This window comes from Nocardia sp. NPDC057227 (genome assembly GCF_042669725.1).
Classification (GTDB): domain Bacteria; phylum Actinomycetota; class Actinomycetes; order Mycobacteriales; family Mycobacteriaceae; genus Nocardia; species Nocardia asteroides_A.
The window spans coordinates 36,290-54,986 of record NZ_JBHUXA010000024.1 but is presented as its reverse complement, the minus strand read 5'-3'; the positions used below and the strand labels follow the sequence as shown (position 1 = coordinate 54,986).

Sequence of the window (18,697 nt, the reverse complement as noted above, 5' to 3'; positions counted from 1 at the left end):
TCGCAGTGCCCCGCCGGATCGAACCCCCTTGCACAGCAGCAGTACGGATACGAACGACGCACCACGGTGGAGGTTGGCATGTCGGTTACGCTCGAGCACCCGGAACCGCCCGGTCAGACGGTCGATCAGGAGGTCATGTCGTCCCGCGCCGCGGCGGAGGCGTACGTCGGCGGGGTCTGTTTCAAGCTCGGTCCACCGGCGCTGATCGGCGCCGAACTGGAGTGGCTCACCGTCCAGGGTGGGTCTTCGGCGTACTCGACGGACGCCCCCCGCCCCGCCCTGGACGATCTCGCGGCCGCACTCGGCCCGCACGCCCCGCGCTCGCTCGCCCCCGGCTCGCCGGAGCTGGCCCTGCCCGGTGGTAGCCGGGTCACCGTCGAACCCGGTGGCCAGATCGAACTCTCCAGCTCCCCCTACCCCGATGCGCAGGCGCTCTCCGCCGCACTGCGCGCCGATGCCGCCGTGCTCCGCGACCTGCTCGCCACCCGTGGCATCCGCACCGTCTCGCTCGCCGCCGACGCCTCCCGTCCGCCGCGGCGGCTCCTCGAACTCCCGCGCTACCGGGCGATGGAACGGCACTTCGCCGGGATCGGCCCGTTCGGCAAGCTCATGATGTGCAATACCGCGGCCGGCCAGGTCAGCGTCGACGCCGGAGCCGATCCCGCCGAGGTCGCCGCGCGCTGGCACCTGCTGCACGTCGCGGGCCCCGCGCTGGTCGCCGCCTTCGCCTGCTCGCCGCGGTTGAAGGGCGCGCCGGGCGGGGTCTGGGCCTCGCAGCGTATGCGCACCTGGCTGCGGCTCGACCACAGCCGCAGCCGTCCGCCCGCCGAGCAGTGGGCCGACCCCATCGCCGGGTACGCGAGCTGGGCGCTTGATGTCCCGCTGCTCTGCGTCCGGCCCTGCGGCCAGGACCCGGCCGGCCCGAAGTGGACCGCCCCGCCCGGCGCCACCTTCGCCGACTGGCTCTCCGGCGCGCTGGACGACGAGATCGGCCGCCGCCCGGCCACCGCCGACCTCGACTACCACCTGACCACGCTCTTCCCACCGGTGCGCGCCTCCGGCTACCTGGAGATCCGCTACCTGGACGCACAGCCCGGCGACACCTGGAGCACCCCGGTGCACGTCGTCGAGGCCCTGCTCAGCGCCCCCGCGGTGGTCGCGGAGGGCACCGCGCTCGCGGCGCCGACCGCGGGTCGCTGGCAGGAGGCCGCGCACGCCGGGCTCGCCGACCCCGAGCTGCGCGCCTGCGCCGAGGCGCTGCTGCGGCTGGCCGCCGCGCACTCCGGGCAGGCGGCCGAGATCGAGTCCGCCGCCGAACGATGTCGCACCGGTCGCACCCCGCACGACGACGACCCGGAGGTGAAGGCATGACCATCCAGTTCTCCGACAACGCGACGACCGATCGGCTGCGCGGCGAGATCGCCGAGGTGCTCACCAGGGCCCGCGCCCGCACCCTCGCACTCACCGGCTGCCTGGACGACGCCGAGCTGGCCGCGCAGCACTCCCGGCTGATGAGCCCGCTGGTGTGGGATCTCGCGCACATCGGCAACCAGGAGGAGCTCTGGCTGGTGCGCGACGTCGGCGGCCGCGCCGCCGTGCGCGGCGACATCGACGAGCTCTACGACGCCTTCAAGCACGCGCGGGCCGACCGCCCCGAACTGCCGCTGCTCGACCCGGCCCAGGCCCGCGGCTACGTCGGCTCGGTGCGCGACGAGGTGCTCGACGTGCTCTCCAGTGCCCCGCTGCGCGGGAATCCGCTGGTCGAGGGCGGCTTCGCCTTCGGAATGGTCGCCCAGCACGAGCAGCAGCACGACGAGACCATGCTCGCCACGCACCAGCTGCGCACCGGCCCCGCCGTGCTGGCCGCGCCGCCCCCGCCCGCAGCGCGGGTCCCGGTGCGCGGCGAGGTGATCGTGCCGGCAGGCGAGTTCGCCATGGGCACCTCCACCGACCCGTGGGCGCTGGACAACGAACGCCCGGCGCACCCGGTGCACGTCCCCGGCTTCGCCATCGACGCGGCGCCGGTCACCAACGGGGAGTACCTGGCCTTCCTCGCCGACGGCGGGTACGAGCGGCCGGAGCTGTGGTCCGAGCGGGGCTGGCGGCACCGGCTCGACGCGGGGCTGGTGGCGCCGCAGTTCTGGGAGCGCGACGGCTCCGGCACCTGGTGGCGCCGTGCCTTCGGCGCACCGACCCCGCTGCGGCCGAACCAGCCCGTCGTGCACGTCTGCTGGTACGAGGCCGAGGCGTACGCGAACTGGGCGGGCAAGCGGCTGCCCACCGAGGCGGAGTGGGAGAAGGCCGCGCGCTTCGACCCGGAGACCGGGGTGACCCGCCGCTACCCGTGGGGCGATGCCGACCCCGGCGTGGCCCAGGCCAACCTGGGCCAGCGGCACCTGGAGCCCGCCGACGTCGGCGCCTACCCGGCCGGCGCCTCGCCCGCCGGGGTGCACCAGCTCATCGGCGACGTCTGGGAGTGGACCTCGTCCGGGTTCGAGCCGTACCCGGGGTTCCGCGCCTTCCCGTACGCCGAATACTCCGACGTCTTCTTCGGCGGCGACTACCGGATGCTGCGCGGCGGCTCGTTCGGCACCGACCCGGTCGCCTGCCGCGGCACCTTCCGGAACTGGGATCACCCCATCCGCAGGCAGATCTTCTCCGGCTTCCGGCTGGCGCGCGACCTGCGCGCCGGCGAGGGCCGGTGACCGGGGCCGAGCGGCCCGCGCGTTCCGGGGGGCGGCGCTGATGTGCCGTCACCTGGGATACGTGGGCCCCGCCGTGCCCGTCGGCACTGTGCTGACCAGGGGTTCGCACTCGCTGCGGACCCAGGCGTGGGCACCGCGCGACATGCGCGGCGGGGGGACCATCAACGCGGACGGGTTCGGGGTCGCGTGGTGGCGGGAGCCCGATGTCTCCGCCGGGCCGCCGGCCGCCGGGCGCGAACCCGGCGGGCCCGTCGGTGGGGCTGGGCGCGAACCCGATGGGTCCGTCGCGGGGGCTGGGCCCGTGGGTGCCGTCGCGCCGGGGGAGACCCCGGCCGATCAGCGGCCCCGGCCGGAGCCGGTCGTGACCCGCTACCGCAATCCCGCGCCGATCTGGACCGACCCCGCGGTGGACGAGGTGCTCCCGCAGCTCGGCTCCACCGCGGTGCTCGCCGCGGTGCGCTCGGCGACGGTCGGCACCCCGATCGAGCGCACCGCCTGCGCGCCGTTCACCGGCGGCCGCTGGGCCTTCAGCCACAACGGCGTCGTCCCGGACTGGCGGCTCGCGCTCTCCGCCGCCCTCTCGGACCTGGATATCGCCGCCACCACCGCGGGCGCCACCCGCCGCTTCCAGACCATCGACCTGCTCGCCGCCGAGGCCCCCACCGACGCCGCCGCGCTCTGGGTGCTGCTGCGCGGCCTGCTCGGCGCCGTCGAACCCGGCGACGCCGACGGCCCGGCCACCGCGCTGCGCGACCTGGCGGCCGCGGTGCTCCGGCACGCGCCGGAATCCCGGCTCACCCTGCTCCTCGGCAACGGCGAGCGGCTCTGGGCCAGCACCGTCCACCACGGGATGTCCGCGCTGGTCACCGCCGATTCCGCGGTGCTCGCCTCGGAGCCCTACGACGACGACCCCGGCTGGCAGCCCATCGCCGACCACATGCTGGTGACCGCCGCCCCCGGCGACCTCACCGTCCAGCCCCTGCTCGATGCCAAGGAAGGCGCCCCGCGATGACCGCACCGACGCTGGAGATCCACCTGTCCGACGCCGACCTCACCGCCGCGCTCCGCACCGACGCGACCACCGGCCTGACCTCCGCACCGAAGACCCTGCCCCCCAAGTGGTTCTACGACGCCCGCGGCAGCGAACTCTTCGAGCGGATCACCGCGCTGCCCGAGTACTACCCGACCCGCACCGAACGCGCCCTGCTGGAGAGCGTGGTCGACGAGATCGCCGCCGCCGCGCAGGCCGAGGTGCTCGTCGAACTCGGCGCGGGCTCCGCCGCCAAGACCCGGCTGCTGCTCACCGCCGCCCGCGCCGCCGGGCCGCTGAAAACCTATGTGCCGCAGGATGTCTCCGCCGCCGCACTCCGCGAGTCGACCAGGGAGATCGCCGCCGAGTTCCCCGACCTCGCGGTGCACGGCGTGGTCAGCGACTTCACCGACACGCTGCACAACCTGCCCGGCGGCGGCAGGCGCATGGTGGTCTTCCTCGGCGGCACCATCGGCAACCTGGTCCCCGCCGAGCGCGCCGAGTTCCTGGCGAGCATCCACGACGTGCTGGAGCCGGGGGAGCGGCTGCTGCTCGGCGCCGGCCTCGTCATCGACCCCGCGATCCTCGTCCCCGCCTACGACGATGCCGCCGGGGTCACCGCGGAGTTCAACCGCAATGTCCTGCACGTGCTGAACAACCGCCTCGCCGCCGATTTCGAGCCGGAGAAGTTCGCGCACGTCGCGCTCTGGGACGCCGAGCGGGAGTGGATCGAGATGCGGCTGGAAGCGGCCGAGGACATGACCGTCCGGGTCCGCGAACTCGACCTCGAGGTGCGGTTCGCCCGCGGCGAGCAGCTGCGCACCGAGATCTCGGCCAAATTCCGCGTCGACGGCCTGCGCGCCGAGCTGGACGCCGCCGGATTCGACACCGAACACACCTGGACCGACCCGGAGAATCGGTTCGTGCTTGTGCTCGCCGGGCGGCGGTAGCTCAGTCGCCCGCGCCGCCGACGACGGCGGAGAGCCACTCGACAAGGGGGCGCACGTCCTCCCATGCGGTCCTGATCTCGTCGGCGGTGCGCGGCGTCTCCAGCCAGTCCGGGGCGCCGAACTGCCTGCCCGCGGTGATCGACTTGTGCCGGAGCAGGTCGATCCGCGGGTGGTCGGCGGCGAACCCCTTCGGCTTGGTCTTGAGCTTCTCGCCGCCGATGGTGAAGCCCGCGGCGGCGGTGGCCGCCAGGATCGTGCGCAGCTCGGTGCCGCGCACCTCGTCGTCGACGGTGCTCCGCAGCTGCGCCAGCTGTCCGGGCGAGCCGTGGTAGAAACCGCCGCCGACGAACAGCCCCGGCGCCCCGATTTGCACGTACCAGCCGACGCCCGGCGCGGTGTGCACCACCGCGCCCTGCGCCGTCTTGTACGGCGTCTTGTCCTTCGAGAACCGCACGTCCCGGTACGGCCGGAACAGTTTCGCCGGGCCGAAATCGGGCTCCAGCAGTGCGGTCAGCGCGGCCATCGGCTCGCGCACGGCGCTCTCGTACACGTCCCGGTGCGCCGTCCAGAACGATTTGGAATTGTCCGCCTCTAGATCCTCGTAGAAATCCAGGCCGGCCAGCGGGAAACCCGAGAAACCGCTCATACTCGCAAACTACGCCGCGCTCACGGCCAATTCACGCCGGGGATCACGTTGCGGCCGAACGCGAGCTGCACCGCGAGCCCAACAATCATCGCGCAACCCGCCGTGACCGCCGCCCATTTCCCGCGTTCCTCCCTGCGGGTATGGCCGGTGATTCCCAGCGCGATTCCCGCCGGGCCGAAAAGGACGGGGACCAGGAACAGTGCGGCGAAGGCGCAGACGAAACCGAGGATCGCGAAAAGCTGGATCTCCGTCTTCTGCCGTTCCAGGGGTTTGCCGGGCAGGTAGTTCGGGTCGTTCTGCTGCCAGTCGGCGGGGATGCGGACGGTCGCGCCCGCGTCCGGGGTGAGGGCGCCGCGCGGGATGCGCACCGTCTCGCCCGCGCCCTGGTTCACCCAGTTCTGCGGTGCGGGCTGGTCGTTCGCGCGTGGTGCAGGGGCACTCGGGCTGCCCAGCTTCCAGCCGCTCGCCGGAGCCGGGGGAGGGGAAGGGGGGTGGGGGCGGAACGCGTTCTTGGGGTCCCGGGCGGGCGGAGTTATTGCCGGGAAGCCGGTCGGCGGTCCCACCGGTACCGGGCCCGGCCCGGGTACCTGTGGGCCGATCGGCGGGGCCGCCGATGCCGCCGGGGTACTCGGTCTGCCGGGCGCAGGACGGGCGCTCGGGCGAATCGCAGGCACGGGTGGGCCGCCCGCGGGTGCGGGCGGACCGCTCGGCGGAGTCGCGGGTGGACGGGCCGTCTTGTCGTGGCCGATCGGCGCGCCGAACACCGTACTCGGGAGGAAGACGGTCGGCGCGGCAGCCGCAGTGGAGTGCGCCTGCTTGTCCAGCGGGACGTCGTCGGCGACGGCCCCCTGGTCGACAGTCGGCGCTTCGGCCACTTCCGCCGCGGAGAGTTCGACGGTGCCCACGGCTTCGGCCGATTCAGTCGGCGTCCCGACCTCCGCCGCGGCACTTCCGGCTTCGCCGGAAAGTGGCACGTCCGCCGATGTTTCCCCGCCCGCACGCGGCGCCGCACTGTCGCCGGAATCGGCAGCGCTCGTACTCGGCACCACACCTGCGGCGATTCCCGCGGAATCCGCATCCGGTGGCGCCGCGGGCTTCGCGAATCCTTCGCCAGGGGTCCGGCCCTCGACGGTTTCCGAGGGTTCGTTGCCCGATGCCTCGCCCGCACCGAGCTCCTCCGGAGCCGGTTCCTCGGCAGCTCCCGACACCTCCTCGACCGGCGCCCGATCATCCGCCACCGCCGCAGCACCTGCACTCGGCACCGCCTCGGCCGATTCCAGAGCGTCCTCGTCACCACCCGTCGGCTGCGCGTCGCCTGCTTCCGAGGCTTGGTCATCGATCGGCTGCGCGTCACCCGTCTCCGGGGCTCGGTTGTCGGTCGGCTGCGCGTCGCCTGTCTGTGGGGCTTGGTCATCGATCGGCTGCGCGCCGCCCGTCTCCGGGGCTTGGTCGCCGGTCGGCTGCGCGCCGCCTGTCTGTGGGGCTTGGTCGTCGGTCGGCTGCGCGTCGCCCGCTTGCGGTACCTCGTCGTCGACGGACTCTGCGGGTCCATCGGCGGGTGCTTCACCGGCCGCAGGTGCTGCGGTGCCGTCGATCGGCGCCTCGGCATCGGCGGGCTTCGCGGCGGGCGCGTCCGTGGATTCGTCCGCGGCGAGGCCCCCCTCGCTCGGCGCATCTCCGGCCGGGGCGTCCTCGACCGCCGGGATGTCCGCCGACTTCGCAGGCGCGGACTCGCCGCTCGACTCCACGGCCTCGGCACCCGAATCCTCGCCGATGACCTTCGCCACACCGGCCGATTCCTCGGCAGTTTCTCCACCACCAGAGCCTCCCGCACCGGCCCCGGGCGACCCCGGCTCCGGCTCGTGCGGTCGCCGCTCCTGCGGTGTACTCATCAACGCCTCCGTTCGGTCGAGCTACCGGCGGGGTACCCACTCGGGCCGTCACTGTACGTGCGGTAGCTGAGAGCGGCCTGGGGCGGAAACGGGGACGGGCCCGAGGTCACAGAAACCCCGGGCCCGTACCGAACGAAGAACTCAGGCGTTGCCGTTGAACAGCCCCGTGACCGAGCCGTTCTCGAACACCTCGCGAATGGTCCTGGCCAGCAGCGGCGCGATGGAGAGCACCGTGAGCTGCGGGAACTTCTTGTCCTCGGTGATCGGCAGGGTGTTGGTCACCACCACCTCGCGGGCGCCGCAGGCGGCGAGCCGCTCGGCGGCGGGCGCGGAGAGGACGCCGTGCGTGGCGGCGATCACGACGTCGACGGCGCCCGCCTCGCGCAGCACGCGCACGGCCTCGGCGATGGTGCCGCCGGTGTCGATCATGTCGTCGATCAGGATGCAGGTGCGGCCGTCGACGTCACCGACCGGGCGGTGCGACTTGACCTGGTTCGGCACCAGCGGGTCGCGGGTCTTGTGGATGAAGGCGACCGGCGCGCCGCCGAGCGCGTCGGCCCACTTCTCGGCGACCTTCACGCGGCCCGCGTCCGGCGAGACGACGGTGACGTTGTCCAGGCTGTAGTTGGCCCGCACGTGCTCGGAGAGCTGGAAGAGCGCGTGCATGTGGTCGACCGGGCCGTCGAAGAAGCCCTGGATCTGGTCGGTGTGCAGGTCGACGGTGATGATCCGGTGCGCACCGGCGGTCTTCAGCAGGTCGGCGACCAGGCGGGCGGAGATGGGCTCGCGGCCGCGGTGCTTCTTGTCCTGCCGCGCGTAGGGGTAGAAGGGCAGCACCGCGGTGATCCGCTCGGCCGAGCCGCGCTTGAGCGCGTCGATCATGATGAGCTGCTCCATGAGCCACTGGTTCAGCGGCGCGGGGAAGCTCTGCATGACGAAGGCGTCCGAGCCGCGCACCGACTCCTCGAAGCGGACGAAGATCTCGCCGTTCGCGAATTCCCGCGCGGTCTGCGGGGTGACGTGGACGTCCAGCTCCTTCGCGACCTGTTCGGCCAGCTCAGGATGGCTGCGCCCCGCGAAGAGCATGAGGTTCTTCTGGTTGTCGGTCGAGAACGCGGTCACTGCTGTTCGCCATCCTTTTGCTCTGTTGCCTGACTCGCTGTATCGCTGGCCGCGATGGCCTCCGTCGCCGCGTGCGCCGCCGCGGTTCCCGGCCGGTTGCGCGGCACCCAGTTGTCGAGATTGCGCTGCGCTCCGCCCGACACCGCGAGGGCGCCGGGTGGGACGCTTCTGCGCAGTACGGTACCCGCTGCCGTATAGGCGCCGTCACCCACGGTGATCGGCGCGACGAACATCGTGTCGCTGCCGGTGCGCACGTGCGAGCCGACCACGGTGTGATGCTTGCGCACCCCGTCGTAATTGACGAAGACGCTCGACGCGCCGATGTTGCTGTGCTCGCCGATGGTGGCGTCGCCGACGTAGGTGAGGTGCGGGACCTTGGAGTGATCGCCGATGGTGGCGTTCTTGGTCTCCACGAACGCGCCGAGTTTGCCCGATTCGCCCAGTACCGTTCCCGGTCGCAGGTAGGCGAACGGCCCGACGGTCGAGCCCGCCCCGATGGCGGCCCCGGTGCCGTGCGTGCGCACCACCGACGCCCCGTCGCCGACCAGCACGTCGGTGAGCGTGCTGTCCGGCCCGATCTCGGCGTCCTCGCCGATCACGGTGGTGCCGAAGAGCTGCGTCCCCGGCCGCAGCACCGCGTCCCTGCCGATCCGGACACCCGCGTCCACCCAGGTGGTGGCCGGGTCGATCACGGTGACCCCGGCCCGCATGTGCCGCTCCAGGATGTAGCGGTTCAGGGTGCGGGTGGCGGCGGCCAGCTGCACCCGGTCGTTGACCCCGGTGACCTTGGCCTCGTCCACCAGCCGGGCGCCCTGCACGGTGTGGCCGTCCTCGCGGGCGAGCCGGAGCACGTCGGTGAGGTACAGCTCGTGCTGGGCGTTCGCGGTGGAGAGGTGGGTGATGGTGCTGCGCAGCACCCGGGCGTCGAAGGCGTAGACGCCGGAGTTGACCTCGGTGATCGCGGCCTGCTCCGGGGTGGCGTCGGCGTGCTCGACGATCTCCAGCACCTGGCCGTCGGCATCGCGCACGATCCGGCCGTAGCCGTTGGCGTCGTCCGGGACGAAGGTGAGCACCGTCACGGCGGGGCGCTCGGCGTAGCTGCGGTGCTCGTCGAGCAGCGCGGCCAGGGTGTGGCCGTCGAGCAGCGGGACGTCGGCGGAGGTGACGAGCAGGTCGCCGTCGAAGTCCTCCGGCACCGCGCGCAGCGCGCACTGCACCGCGTGCCCGGTGCCGAGCTGCTCCTCCTGCAGGGCGGGCAGGATCTCCCGCCCCTGCTCGGCGGCGACCGCGGCGACCGCGGCGCCGACCTGTTCGCGGTCGTGCCCGACCACGGTGATGAGGTATGCGGGGTCGATCTCGTTCGCCGCATGCAGCGCGTGCGCGAGCATGCTCCGGCCGGCCAGCGAATGCAGCACCTTGGGGGTCTTCGACCGCATTCGCGTTCCGGCGCCAGCGGCGAGAACGACGACGGCGGTCTGCTGTGGCATGGATCTCCCTCGGCTGCCTGTCATCGTGCTGGGCCAAACGCGGGGCCCACGATAGTCACATGTGCGTGCTCCGCCGCCAGGACTCGAACCTGAACTATCTGAACCAAAATCAGAGGTGCTGCCATTACACTACGGCGGATCGTCACACCGGCCGGCTGTGCCGTTTCGGCACGACCCGCCGCTGTGCCCACGGCACGGCATGAATCCTCGCATGCCGACCTCGCTTCCGTCGAACCCGCGCGGCCGCGAGGAAGTGCCCCACTGTTACGCCCGGGACGCTGTCTGGAACAGTTGAAACCTCGGAGGGCCCGGACCCGTGACCGCGGTACCACGACATCGCAGGAGGCGAAGCGATGCCATCGGGTGAGACCCAGCGGCCGCAACGGCCGCGCATGACGGGTACCCAGCGGCGCCAGCAGCTGATCGAGATCGGCCGTTCGATCTTCGCCGAGCGAGGGTACGACGGCACCTCGATCGAGGAGATCGCGCTGCGCGCCCAGGTCTCGAAACCCGTGGTGTACGAGCACTTCGGCGGCAAGGAGGGGCTCTACGCGGTCGTCGTCGACCGGGAGATGTCGATGCTGCTCGACATGATCACCTCCTCGCTCACCCGCAACCGCTCGCAGGAGCGGCTGGAGCAGGTGGCGCTGGCGCTGCTGACCTACATCGAGGAGCGCACCGACGGGTTCCGCATCCTGGTCCGCGACCAGCCCGCGGCAACCGCCGACGGGCGCTACTCCAGCCTGCTCAACGAGGCGGTGAACCAGGTCGCGCACATCCTCGGCAACGACTTCGGGCGGCGCGGTTTCGACACCAGCCTCGCCACCCTCTACGCTCAGGCGCTGGTCGGGATGGTCTCCACCGCCGCGACCTGGTGGCTGGACGTGCGCGAACCGTCGAAGGAAGTGGTGGCCGCGCATCTGGTGAATCTGTGCTGGAACGGTCTGAGCCACCTGGAGGCGGCTCCCCGGCTGACCTCGCAGCGCAGGGCCGAAGCGGGGGACGCGGTCGAGTGTTAGCTCGCGAATTGCGCGGTGCGCCCGGGCGAATGCGCGAATTGCCGGGGGCGGTGCCGCCGGGTGGTACGGTTCACGCATCCTCTCAGTGCTGTTCGGGTGGTAAGTCGGTCTACTTCGGGATGTCGGTCTACTTCAGGATGGCTGGTTTTTGGATGACAGGCGGATCTGATGGCTAGGCAAGCGCGCGCGGAGATCACCCGCGATTCCGTTCTGGCAGGCGCTGCCGATGTCTTTCTGCGCTTGGGATATGCGAACGCGAGCCTGAGCGAGATCATCGCCCAGTCGAACGTCACCAAGGGCGCACTGTACTTTCATTTCGGCTCCAAGGAAGAACTGGCCCGCGCCGTCGTCGATCAGGGCAACGAGCGGCTGATCAGTTCCTGCCAGGGGTTCTTCGATTCCCGCGTGCCCGCCCTGGAGGCGTGCATCGGCATCACCTACGTCGTCGCCGACCTATCGATGAACGACCCGATGGTCGGGGCCATGCTCAAGCTGACCCACCAGATCGGCGACTACCGCGGCGCCCAGGGCGACAACATCGCCAAGACCTGGGGCGAGACGTACCGCGTCCTCTCCGAGCGCGCCATCGCCCAGGGTGACCTGGAGCCCGATCTCGACGCCGAGGTGATCGGCCTGCTCCTCCAGGAGATGACGGCGGGCGTGCACATCACCGCCGTCGGCACCGAGTCGATCGACCAGATGGCGGTCCGCATGGAGCGCGCCTGGTACTTCCTGCTCCCCGCCATCGTGCCGGGGGAGAAGCTCTCCTACTTCCGCGAGTTCGCCGCCCGCAGGCTGCGGAGATATGTGCCGTAGGGGGTAGGCACCCCGCGCCGGGGAGCTGTCACCCAGCACCGATAGACTTTTTTCATGTCTGCCCAACCCCCACCCCTGGCGGGGCTGGCCGCGGCGGCCGGCGCCGATCAGGCGCTGCGCACCGTCGCCGATCTGGTCGGGAAGTCCTCGGTCGCGCTGGTCGCCCCCGGCCCGGCGCGCTCGTTCGTCGCCTCCGCGCTGGCGAACGAGGAGAGCAGGCCGCTGGTGGTGGTGACGGCGACCGGGCGCGAGGCCGACGACCTCACGCTCGAGCTCACGGAGATGCTCGGCGCGAGCGTCGCGCAGTTCCCGTCGTGGGAGACGCTGCCGCACGAGCGGCTCTCCCCCGGCGCCGACACGGTGGGCCGCAGGCTCTCGGTGCTGCGCAGGCTGGCGCACCCGGAAGACGCCGTCTCCGGCCCGCCGCTGCGCGTTGTGGTCACCACGGTGCGCTCGCTCATGCAGCCGATGGCGGCCGGGCTCGGCGATATCGAGCCGGTGGTGCTGCGCCGCGGCGCCGAGTTCGATTTCGACGAATTGCTCACCCGGCTGGTCGAATTCGCCTATTCCCGGGTGGACATGGTCGGCAAGCGCGGCGAGTTCGCGGTGCGCGGCGGCATCCTCGATCTCTTCCCGCCGACCGCCGACCACCCGGTGCGCGTCGAGTTCTGGGGCGACGAGGTGAGCGAGCTGCGCGCCTTCTCGGTCGCCGACCAGCGCTCGCTGCCGGAGATCACGGTGGCGACCGTGGTCGCCCCGCCCTGCCGGGAGCTGCTGCTCACCGAGGCGGTGCGGCTCCGCGCGGCCGAGGTGGCGATCGACAACGCCGCCGACGCGGCGCTCTCCGAGATGCTGGCCAAGCTCTCCGACGGCATCCCGGTCGAGGGCATGGAGGCGCTGCTTCCGGTGCTGCAGCCGGGTGCGCTGCGGCTGCTCACCGAGGTGCTGCCGGAAGGTAGCCACATCCTGCTCTGCGACCCGGAGAAGGTGCGGACCCGCGCCGCGGACCTGGTGCGCACCGGCGAGGAATTCCTCGAGGCGTCCTGGACCGCGGCCTCGTTCGGCGGCACCGCGCCGCTCGGCGCCAACGGCCTCGACCTCGCCGCATCGGCCTATCGCCCGCTGCCCGTCATCCGGGAGAGCGCGGACCGCAACGGCCTGCCCTGGTGGACGCTGAGCCCGCTGGCCTCCGGCGACCCGGCCGAGGTCGAGCTGCCGATCACCGCGGGCGCCACCGCGCGCGGCTCGGACGAACTGGTCGCCATGCTCTTCGCCTCGCTGCGCGCGCACCTCGCCACCGGCGGCCGGGCGGTCGTCGTCGTCGCCGGGCACGGCACCGCCCAGCGCGTGCTGGAGCGGCTCGCCGACGCCGAGGTGCCCGCCGCCGCACTGGATCCGGGCGCCGAGCCCGCGCCCGACGTGGTCGGCGTGCTCTGCGGCTCGCTGCACGGCGGCGTGGTCTTCGGCGGCGCCGGGCTGGTCGTCGTCGCCGAGTCCGACCTGACCGGCAACCGGGTGGCCGCCGCGGGCGAGGGCAGGCGGCTGCCTGCCAAGCGGCGCAACCAGGTCGACCCGCTGGCGCTCGTCGCGGGCGACATGGTGGTGCACGACCAGCACGGCATCGGCCGGTTCGTGGAGATGATCGAGCGCACCGTCGGCGGCGCCAGGCGGGAGTACCTGGTGATCGAGTACGCGCCGGGCAAGCGCGGCCAGCCCGGCGACCGGCTCTTCGTGCCGATGGAGTCGCTGGACCAGCTCTCCCGCTACGTCGGCGGCGAGCTGCCGAGCCTCTCCAAGCTCGGCGGCTCGGACTGGGCGAACACCAAGCGCAAGGCGCGCAAGGCCGTTCGTGAGATCGCGGGCGAGCTGGTGCAGCTCTACGCGGCGCGCCAGGCCGCGCCCGGCCACGCCTTCGGCCCGGACACCCCGTGGCAGCAGGAGATGGAGGACGCCTTCGCCTTCACCGAGACCGTCGACCAGATGACCGCCATCGCCGACGTCAAGGCTGACATGGAGAAGGCGGTCCCGATGGACCGCGTGGTCTGCGGCGACGTCGGCTACGGCAAGACCGAGATCGCGGTGCGCGCCGCCTTCAAGGCGGTGCAGGACGGCAAGCAGGTGGCGGTGCTGGTCCCGACCACGCTGCTCGCCCAGCAGCACCTGCAGACCTTCGCCGAGCGGGTCGCCGGGTTCCCGGTGAACGTCAAGGGGCTCTCCCGCTTCACCGACACGGCCGACGCAAGGGAGGTGCTGCGCGGCATGGCCGACGGCGAGGTCGACATCGTGGTCGGCACGCACCGGCTGCTGCAGACCGGCGTCCGCTGGAAGGACCTCGGCCTGGTGGTGGTCGACGAGGAGCAGCGCTTCGGCGTCGAGCACAAGGAGCACATCAAGGCGCTGCGCACGCACGTCGACGTGCTCACCATGTCGGCCACGCCGATCCCGCGCACGCTGGAGATGAGCCTGGCAGGCATCCGCGAGATGTCCACCATCCTGACCCCGCCGGAGGAGCGCCACCCGGTGCTCACCTACGTCGGCAGCTACAACGACAAGCAGGTCACCGCCGCGATCCGGCGCGAGCTGCTGCGCGACGGCCAGGTGTTCTACGTGCACAACCGGGTCTCCTCGATCGACAAGGCCGCCAAGCACCTGCGCGACCTCGTCCCGGAGGCGCGGATCGCGATCGCGCACGGCCAGATGAACGAGGACACCCTGGAGCGCACCGTGCAGGGGTTCTGGGAGCGCGAGTTCGATGTGCTGGTCTGTACCACGATCATCGAGACCGGCCTCGACATCTCGAACGCCAACACCCTGCTCGTCGAGCGCGCCGACAACCTCGGCCTCTCCCAGCTGCACCAGCTGCGCGGCCGGGTCGGGCGCAGCAGGGACCGCGGCTACGCCTACTTCCTGTACCCGCCGGAGAAGCCGCTCACCGAGACCGCCTACGACCGGCTCGCCACCATCGCGCAGAACTCCGACCTCGGCGCGGGCATGGCGGTGGCGATGAAGGACCTGGAGATCCGCGGCGCGGGCAATGTGCTCGGCGCGGAGCAGTCCGGGCACGTCGCCGGGGTCGGTTTCGACCTGTACGTGCGGCTGGTCGGCGAGGCGGTGGAGGCGTACCGGGCCGCCGCCGACGGCAAGCCGATCACCACCGAGGAGGTCAGGGAGGTCCGGGTCGACCTGCCGGTGGACGCGCACATCCCGCCGGACTACGTCGCCAGCGACCGGCTGCGCCTGGAGGCGTACCGCAAACTCGCCGCCGCGCACGACGATGCGACGCTGGCCGGAGTGATGGAGGAGCTGGTCGACCGGTACGGGCCACTGCCGGAGGAGGTCGGGCGGCTGGTCTCGGTGGCGCGGCTGCGGCTGCTCGCGCGCGAGTACGGGGTGACCGAGATCGCGGTCACCGGCACCACGATCAAGATCGCGCCGCTGACCCTGCCCGACTCCAAGCAGCTGCGGCTGAAGCGGCTGCACCCGAGCGCGAGTTACCGCGCCGCCGCCGGCATCGTGCAGCTGCCCATCCCCCGGGTCGAGGACAGCGTCGGCGCCGACCGCATGCGCGACGTGCAGCTGCTCCAGCTGATCGCCGACCTGCTGCTCGCGCTGGACGGCAAGGCGGCGGGCGCGGTCGACCTGCGGGTGCGCGCCGAGGCCACCGCGCGGTGACCGCCGAGCTCAGCGGCGCGGTCGAGCTCATGGACCGGCTGTGGCGGTTCGGCGGGTGGGAGAGCACCCAGACGCACGATTCGCTGCGGCCGTACCTGCTGGAGGAGACCTACGAGCTGCTCGACGCCATCCAGCAGGGCGATACCGAGACGATCCGGGAGGAGCTCGGCGACCTGCTGCTGCAGGTGCTCTTCCACGCCAGGATCGCCGAGGCGGCGGGGGAGTTCACCGTCGCCGACGTGGCCGCGGTGCTGATCGCCAAGCTGGAGCACCGCAGCCCGCACCTGGCCGCGCCCGAGGCGTTCGCCGGGGTCGCCGAGCGGATCGCCGCGCAGGAGCTGGCGTGGGAGGAGCGGAAGTCCGCGGAGAAGGCGCGGCGCTCCTGCCTGGACGGGATCGCGCTCGCGCAGCCCGCGCTCGCGCTCGCCGAGAAGGTGATCGCGCGGGCCGGGCGGGCCGGGTTCCCGGACGAGCTGATCCCCGAGGAGCTGCGGGTGGTCCGGCTCGGTGGCGACGAGAGCGCCGAGGAGCGGCTGCGCAAGGCCACGCTGCGCTTCGCGGACGTCATCCGCGCCACCGAGGACGCCGCCGAGCGCGCCCGCGGCGCCCGGCTGTCGCTCACCGCCGACGACTGGCGCGCATACTGGCCGGTCTGAACACCGGCTCTCAGCGTGACCTGGACCTCTGTATCGGGTCGCGTTCAGCCTCCTTCGCTATCCTGGCGACAACCTCGAGCCGAGGGCGGGCGGAGTCCGCCGGGAGGGACGTCGGGTCGATGCGCATCGACAGGGTCGCGGAGTATCCGCGACCGGATCACGTGTTGTTCCATTTCAGCGATACCCATCTGGTCGCCGAGGGCGACCTCTACGGCGACGTCGACGCCGAGCGGCCGCTGCGCGCGCTGCTCGCGCACGCCGAGACCACGGGCATCGTCCCCACCGCCATGGTCTTCACCGGCGACCTCACCGACCGCGGCGAGCCGGACGCCTACGCCCGGCTGCGCGCCCTGGTCGAGCCGTTCGCCGCGCGGATCGGCGCCCCGGTGATCTGGGTGGCGGGCAACCACGACGACCGCGGCGCGCTCCGCCGCGGCCTGCTCGACCGCCCCGGCTCCGCCGAGCCGCTGGACGAGGTGCACCTGATCGACGGCCTGCGCGTCATCGCCCTCGACACCACGGTCCCCGGCAAGCACCACGGCGAGCTCACCGACGAGCAGCTGAGCTGGCTGCGCGACGTCCTCGCCGAACCGGCCCCCTTCGGCACCATCCTGACGATGCACCACCCGCCGGTGCCCTGCGTGCTCGACCTCGCCGTCACCGTCGAGCTGCGGGACCAGCGCCGCCTGGCCGCCGTGCTGGCAGGCACCGACGTGCGCGCGATCCTCGCGGGCCACCTGCACTTCTCCACCAGCGCCACCTTCGCGGGCATCCCGGTGTCGGTGGCCTCGGCCACCTGCTACACCCAGGACCTCGCGGTCGAGCAGGGCGGGCAGCGCGGCCGGGACGGCGCGCAGGCCTTCAACTACGTGCACGTCTACCCGGACACCGTGGTGCACTCGGTGGTCCCGATCGATGCGGGCCCGACGGTGGGCGAGCCGGCCACCCCGGCTCAGGCGGCGGCGCGGCTGGCCGCGGCAGGCATCGTGATCCCGCCCGCGGCCCGCATCCCGCACGTCATGCGGCGCCCGGCGCGGACTCCGGAATCGGGTGGCGAGGCGGTGCGCTGACCCGCTCCCACGGTGCGGGCTCCGGGAACCAGCCGTCCAGGAACGCGGAGACCCGGCGCACCCGCTCGGCCTCGGTGACCTCGGGGAAGCTGCCGTCGTTGAGGCAGAAGAAGTCGACGTCCCTGGTGGCGCCGAGCTCGTCGAGCAGCGCGAGCCCGGACTCCGCGGTGGTGTCGACGTAGCGCATCCTGGCCGCCTCCTGCGGCACCGCGCGCCCGGTGAGCAGGGCGTAGTAGTGGTAGAGCGAGTTCGTCACCGAGATGTCGGTGGCGGCGCGGAACCGGCTCGCCGCGGTGCGCGCGAAGTCGGCGGCGAACTCGCTCTCCATCTCGTGCAGCACGCTGCGCCGCAGCGGCACCGGGGTGTGCTCAAGGTGCCGGGTGATGACGGTGCCGAACCGCTGCGCGAGCACTGCCCGGTTCACCCGGGCCGCGTTCTCGAACCCGCTGCGCCGCTCGGTGTTGCGGCCGGGGCCGATCCTGGTGTCGGCCTCGATGAACCGGCTCACCCCGGCCGGGGTGAAGAACATGGACGGCCGCACCGGGCGGGCGAAGAACATGTCGTCGTTGGAGTACAGGAAGTGCTCGGCCAGCCCGTCGATGTGCTGCAGCTGGCTCTCCACGGCGTGCGAGTTGAAGGTCGGCAGCCCGGCGGTGTCGGCGAAGTGCGCGAGCGCGGGGACGACGGTGACCTTCGGGTGCTCGGCCAGCCAGGACGGCGGGGTGGAGTCGGTGCAGAGGAAGATCCGGCGGATCCAGGGCGCGTTCTTCGCCACCGCGCGCAGCGCGTAGCGCAGCTCGTCGATCTGCCGGATGCGGGCGTCCGCGTCGTCGCCCTCGCCGACCACGACCTGCGCGAGCAGCCCGGCGCGGCGGGCGCGGAACTCCGGGTCGGAGCCGTCCACCCAGGAGAAGACCAGGTCGATGTCGAACTCCACGTCGGTGCTCTGCGGCGCGAACATCCCGGTGAGCGTCGGCCAGACCCGATCGAAGAGCAGCACCTGGCCGAACTCCACGTCGGCGAGGTCGAAGACGGTGCGGGTGAGCGCGTTGGGGCGCGGGCAGGTGACGGTGTCGCCGTGGTAGCCCCACAGCTCCAGCTCGACGTGGTGCGCCGGGTCGGCGTCCCGGCCCAGCCGGAACACCGCGGTGTCCAGCGGCTCGACCCGGAAGCCCGCGGCGCTCGCCGAGCTCACCACCCGCGCGACCATGGCGCCGTGCGCCGCGTCGGCGGCCAGGATCAGCCGGTGACCGCGATCCCGGACCAGCACGAACGGCACCTCGGCCGCGGCCAGTTCGGTGCGCAGGTGGATCAGATCGGCCAGCGTCGCGTCGGAGACGGCGAGGTTGCCCGCGGTGCGGTGCGCGGTGATCGGAATCGGCGTGATGTCGGGGGACACCTCGCGGGGCAGGTCGGACGAGAAGACCATGGCGCACTCACCTCACTCGGGACGGGACGCCCAAGGCGTCGGCTTTCGTAACGTGGCCGCTGATATTCGCGCAGCCGAGCCTTGCGGGCGTTTACCCGTGAGTGGCGCGTCGAATCAGGCGACCGTTGCCGGACGGTCGTCGGCCGGTAACCAAGAAGCCCCCGCTGAGCAGGGAACTGTTCACGATGATGCAGGCGTTTCGG

The 18,697-nt window shown here is 72.3% G+C and carries 14 protein-coding genes and 1 tRNA gene; 9 read left to right on the top strand and 6 right to left on the bottom strand.

Annotation, left to right across the window (positions count from 1 at the left end; translation table 11 throughout):
• Positions 1 to 78: 78 nt before the first annotated feature.
• From egtA to egtD, 4 genes are read left to right on the top strand one after another with little or no spacing between them, the layout of a single operon-like run.
• Positions 79 to 1,371, top strand: a complete 1,293-nt coding sequence (gene egtA, locus ACFUJ1_RS27185; protein ID WP_378649956.1) for an ergothioneine biosynthesis glutamate--cysteine ligase EgtA — start codon at positions 79 to 81, stop codon at positions 1,369 to 1,371.
• Positions 1,368 to 2,705, top strand: a complete 1,338-nt coding sequence (gene egtB, locus ACFUJ1_RS27180; protein ID WP_378649955.1) for an ergothioneine biosynthesis protein EgtB — start codon at positions 1,368 to 1,370, stop codon at positions 2,703 to 2,705. The genes egtA and egtB overlap by 4 nt, the downstream gene beginning before the upstream one ends.
• A gap of 40 nt (positions 2,706 to 2,745) precedes the next feature.
• Positions 2,746 to 3,717 (top strand): ergothioneine biosynthesis protein EgtC, encoded by a 972-nt coding sequence (locus ACFUJ1_RS27175; RefSeq protein ID WP_378649954.1) that lies wholly within the window; start codon positions 2,746 to 2,748, stop codon positions 3,715 to 3,717.
• Positions 3,714 to 4,685 carry an L-histidine N(alpha)-methyltransferase gene (egtD, locus tag ACFUJ1_RS27170; protein WP_378649953.1) on the top strand — a complete coding sequence of 324 codons (972 nt, stop codon included), beginning with the start codon at positions 3,714 to 3,716 and terminating at the stop codon, positions 4,683 to 4,685. The genes ACFUJ1_RS27175 and egtD overlap by 4 nt, the downstream gene beginning before the upstream one ends.
• Position 4,686: 1 nt before the next feature.
• Here egtD and ACFUJ1_RS27165 read toward each other — a convergent pair whose 3' ends face one another.
• The 5 genes from ACFUJ1_RS27165 to ACFUJ1_RS27145 all read right to left on the bottom strand — a co-directional run bounded on the left by ACFUJ1_RS27165 (position 4,687) and on the right by ACFUJ1_RS27145 (position 9,971).
• A complete protein-coding gene (locus ACFUJ1_RS27165) occupies positions 4,687 to 5,331 on the bottom strand; it encodes a DUF2461 domain-containing protein (RefSeq protein WP_378649952.1) in 645 nt (214 codons plus the stop codon).
• 20 nt (positions 5,332 to 5,351) lie between these two features.
• A complete protein-coding gene (locus ACFUJ1_RS27160; protein ID WP_378649951.1) occupies positions 5,352 to 7,118 on the bottom strand; it encodes a hypothetical protein in 1,767 nt (588 codons plus the stop codon).
• A 246-nt stretch (positions 7,119 to 7,364) separates the two neighbouring features.
• Positions 7,365 to 8,345, bottom strand: a complete 981-nt coding sequence (locus tag ACFUJ1_RS27155; RefSeq protein ID WP_233020436.1) for a ribose-phosphate diphosphokinase — start codon at positions 8,343 to 8,345, stop codon at positions 7,365 to 7,367.
• A complete protein-coding gene (gene glmU, locus ACFUJ1_RS27150; RefSeq protein WP_378649950.1) occupies positions 8,342 to 9,832 on the bottom strand; it encodes a bifunctional UDP-N-acetylglucosamine diphosphorylase/glucosamine-1-phosphate N-acetyltransferase GlmU in 1,491 nt (496 codons plus the stop codon). Before glmU ends, ACFUJ1_RS27155 begins: the two co-directional genes overlap by 4 nt.
• 68 nt (positions 9,833 to 9,900) lie before the next feature.
• Positions 9,901 to 9,971: transfer RNA gene (locus ACFUJ1_RS27145), tRNA-Gln, on the bottom strand.
• Between the two features lie 253 nt (positions 9,972 to 10,224).
• Here ACFUJ1_RS27145 and ACFUJ1_RS27140 point away from each other — a divergent pair.
• The 5 genes from ACFUJ1_RS27140 to ACFUJ1_RS27120 all read left to right on the top strand — a co-directional run bounded on the left by ACFUJ1_RS27140 (position 10,225) and on the right by ACFUJ1_RS27120 (position 17,065).
• Positions 10,225 to 10,851: a TetR/AcrR family transcriptional regulator gene (locus tag ACFUJ1_RS27140; RefSeq protein ID WP_378650024.1), complete on the top strand. Its 627-nt coding sequence runs from the start codon at positions 10,225 to 10,227 to the stop codon at positions 10,849 to 10,851.
• Positions 10,852 to 11,019: 168 nt separating this feature from the next.
• On the top strand, positions 11,020 to 11,667 hold the full coding sequence (locus ACFUJ1_RS27135) for a TetR family transcriptional regulator (protein WP_378649949.1): 648 nt from the start codon (positions 11,020 to 11,022) through the stop codon (positions 11,665 to 11,667).
• 54 nt (positions 11,668 to 11,721) lie between these two features.
• The gene (gene mfd / locus ACFUJ1_RS27130; protein WP_378649948.1) at positions 11,722 to 15,339 is read left to right on the top strand and encodes a transcription-repair coupling factor; all 3,618 of its coding nucleotides are present in this window, start codon (positions 11,722 to 11,724) and stop codon (positions 15,337 to 15,339) included.
• 29 nt (positions 15,340 to 15,368) lie between these two features.
• Positions 15,369 to 15,995, top strand: a complete 627-nt coding sequence (locus ACFUJ1_RS27125) for a MazG family protein (protein ID WP_378650023.1) — start codon at positions 15,369 to 15,371, stop codon at positions 15,993 to 15,995.
• Positions 15,996 to 16,114: 119 nt separating this feature from the next.
• On the top strand, positions 16,115 to 17,065 hold the full coding sequence (locus ACFUJ1_RS27120; RefSeq protein ID WP_378649947.1) for a phosphodiesterase: 951 nt from the start codon (positions 16,115 to 16,117) through the stop codon (positions 17,063 to 17,065).
• Here ACFUJ1_RS27120 and ACFUJ1_RS27115 read toward each other — a convergent pair.
• Positions 17,013 to 18,494 carry a stealth family protein gene (locus ACFUJ1_RS27115; RefSeq protein ID WP_378649946.1) on the bottom strand — a complete coding sequence of 494 codons (1,482 nt, stop codon included), beginning with the start codon at positions 18,492 to 18,494 and terminating at the stop codon, positions 17,013 to 17,015. The genes ACFUJ1_RS27120 and ACFUJ1_RS27115 overlap by 53 nt on opposite strands.
• Positions 18,495 to 18,697: the final 203 nt, after the last annotated feature.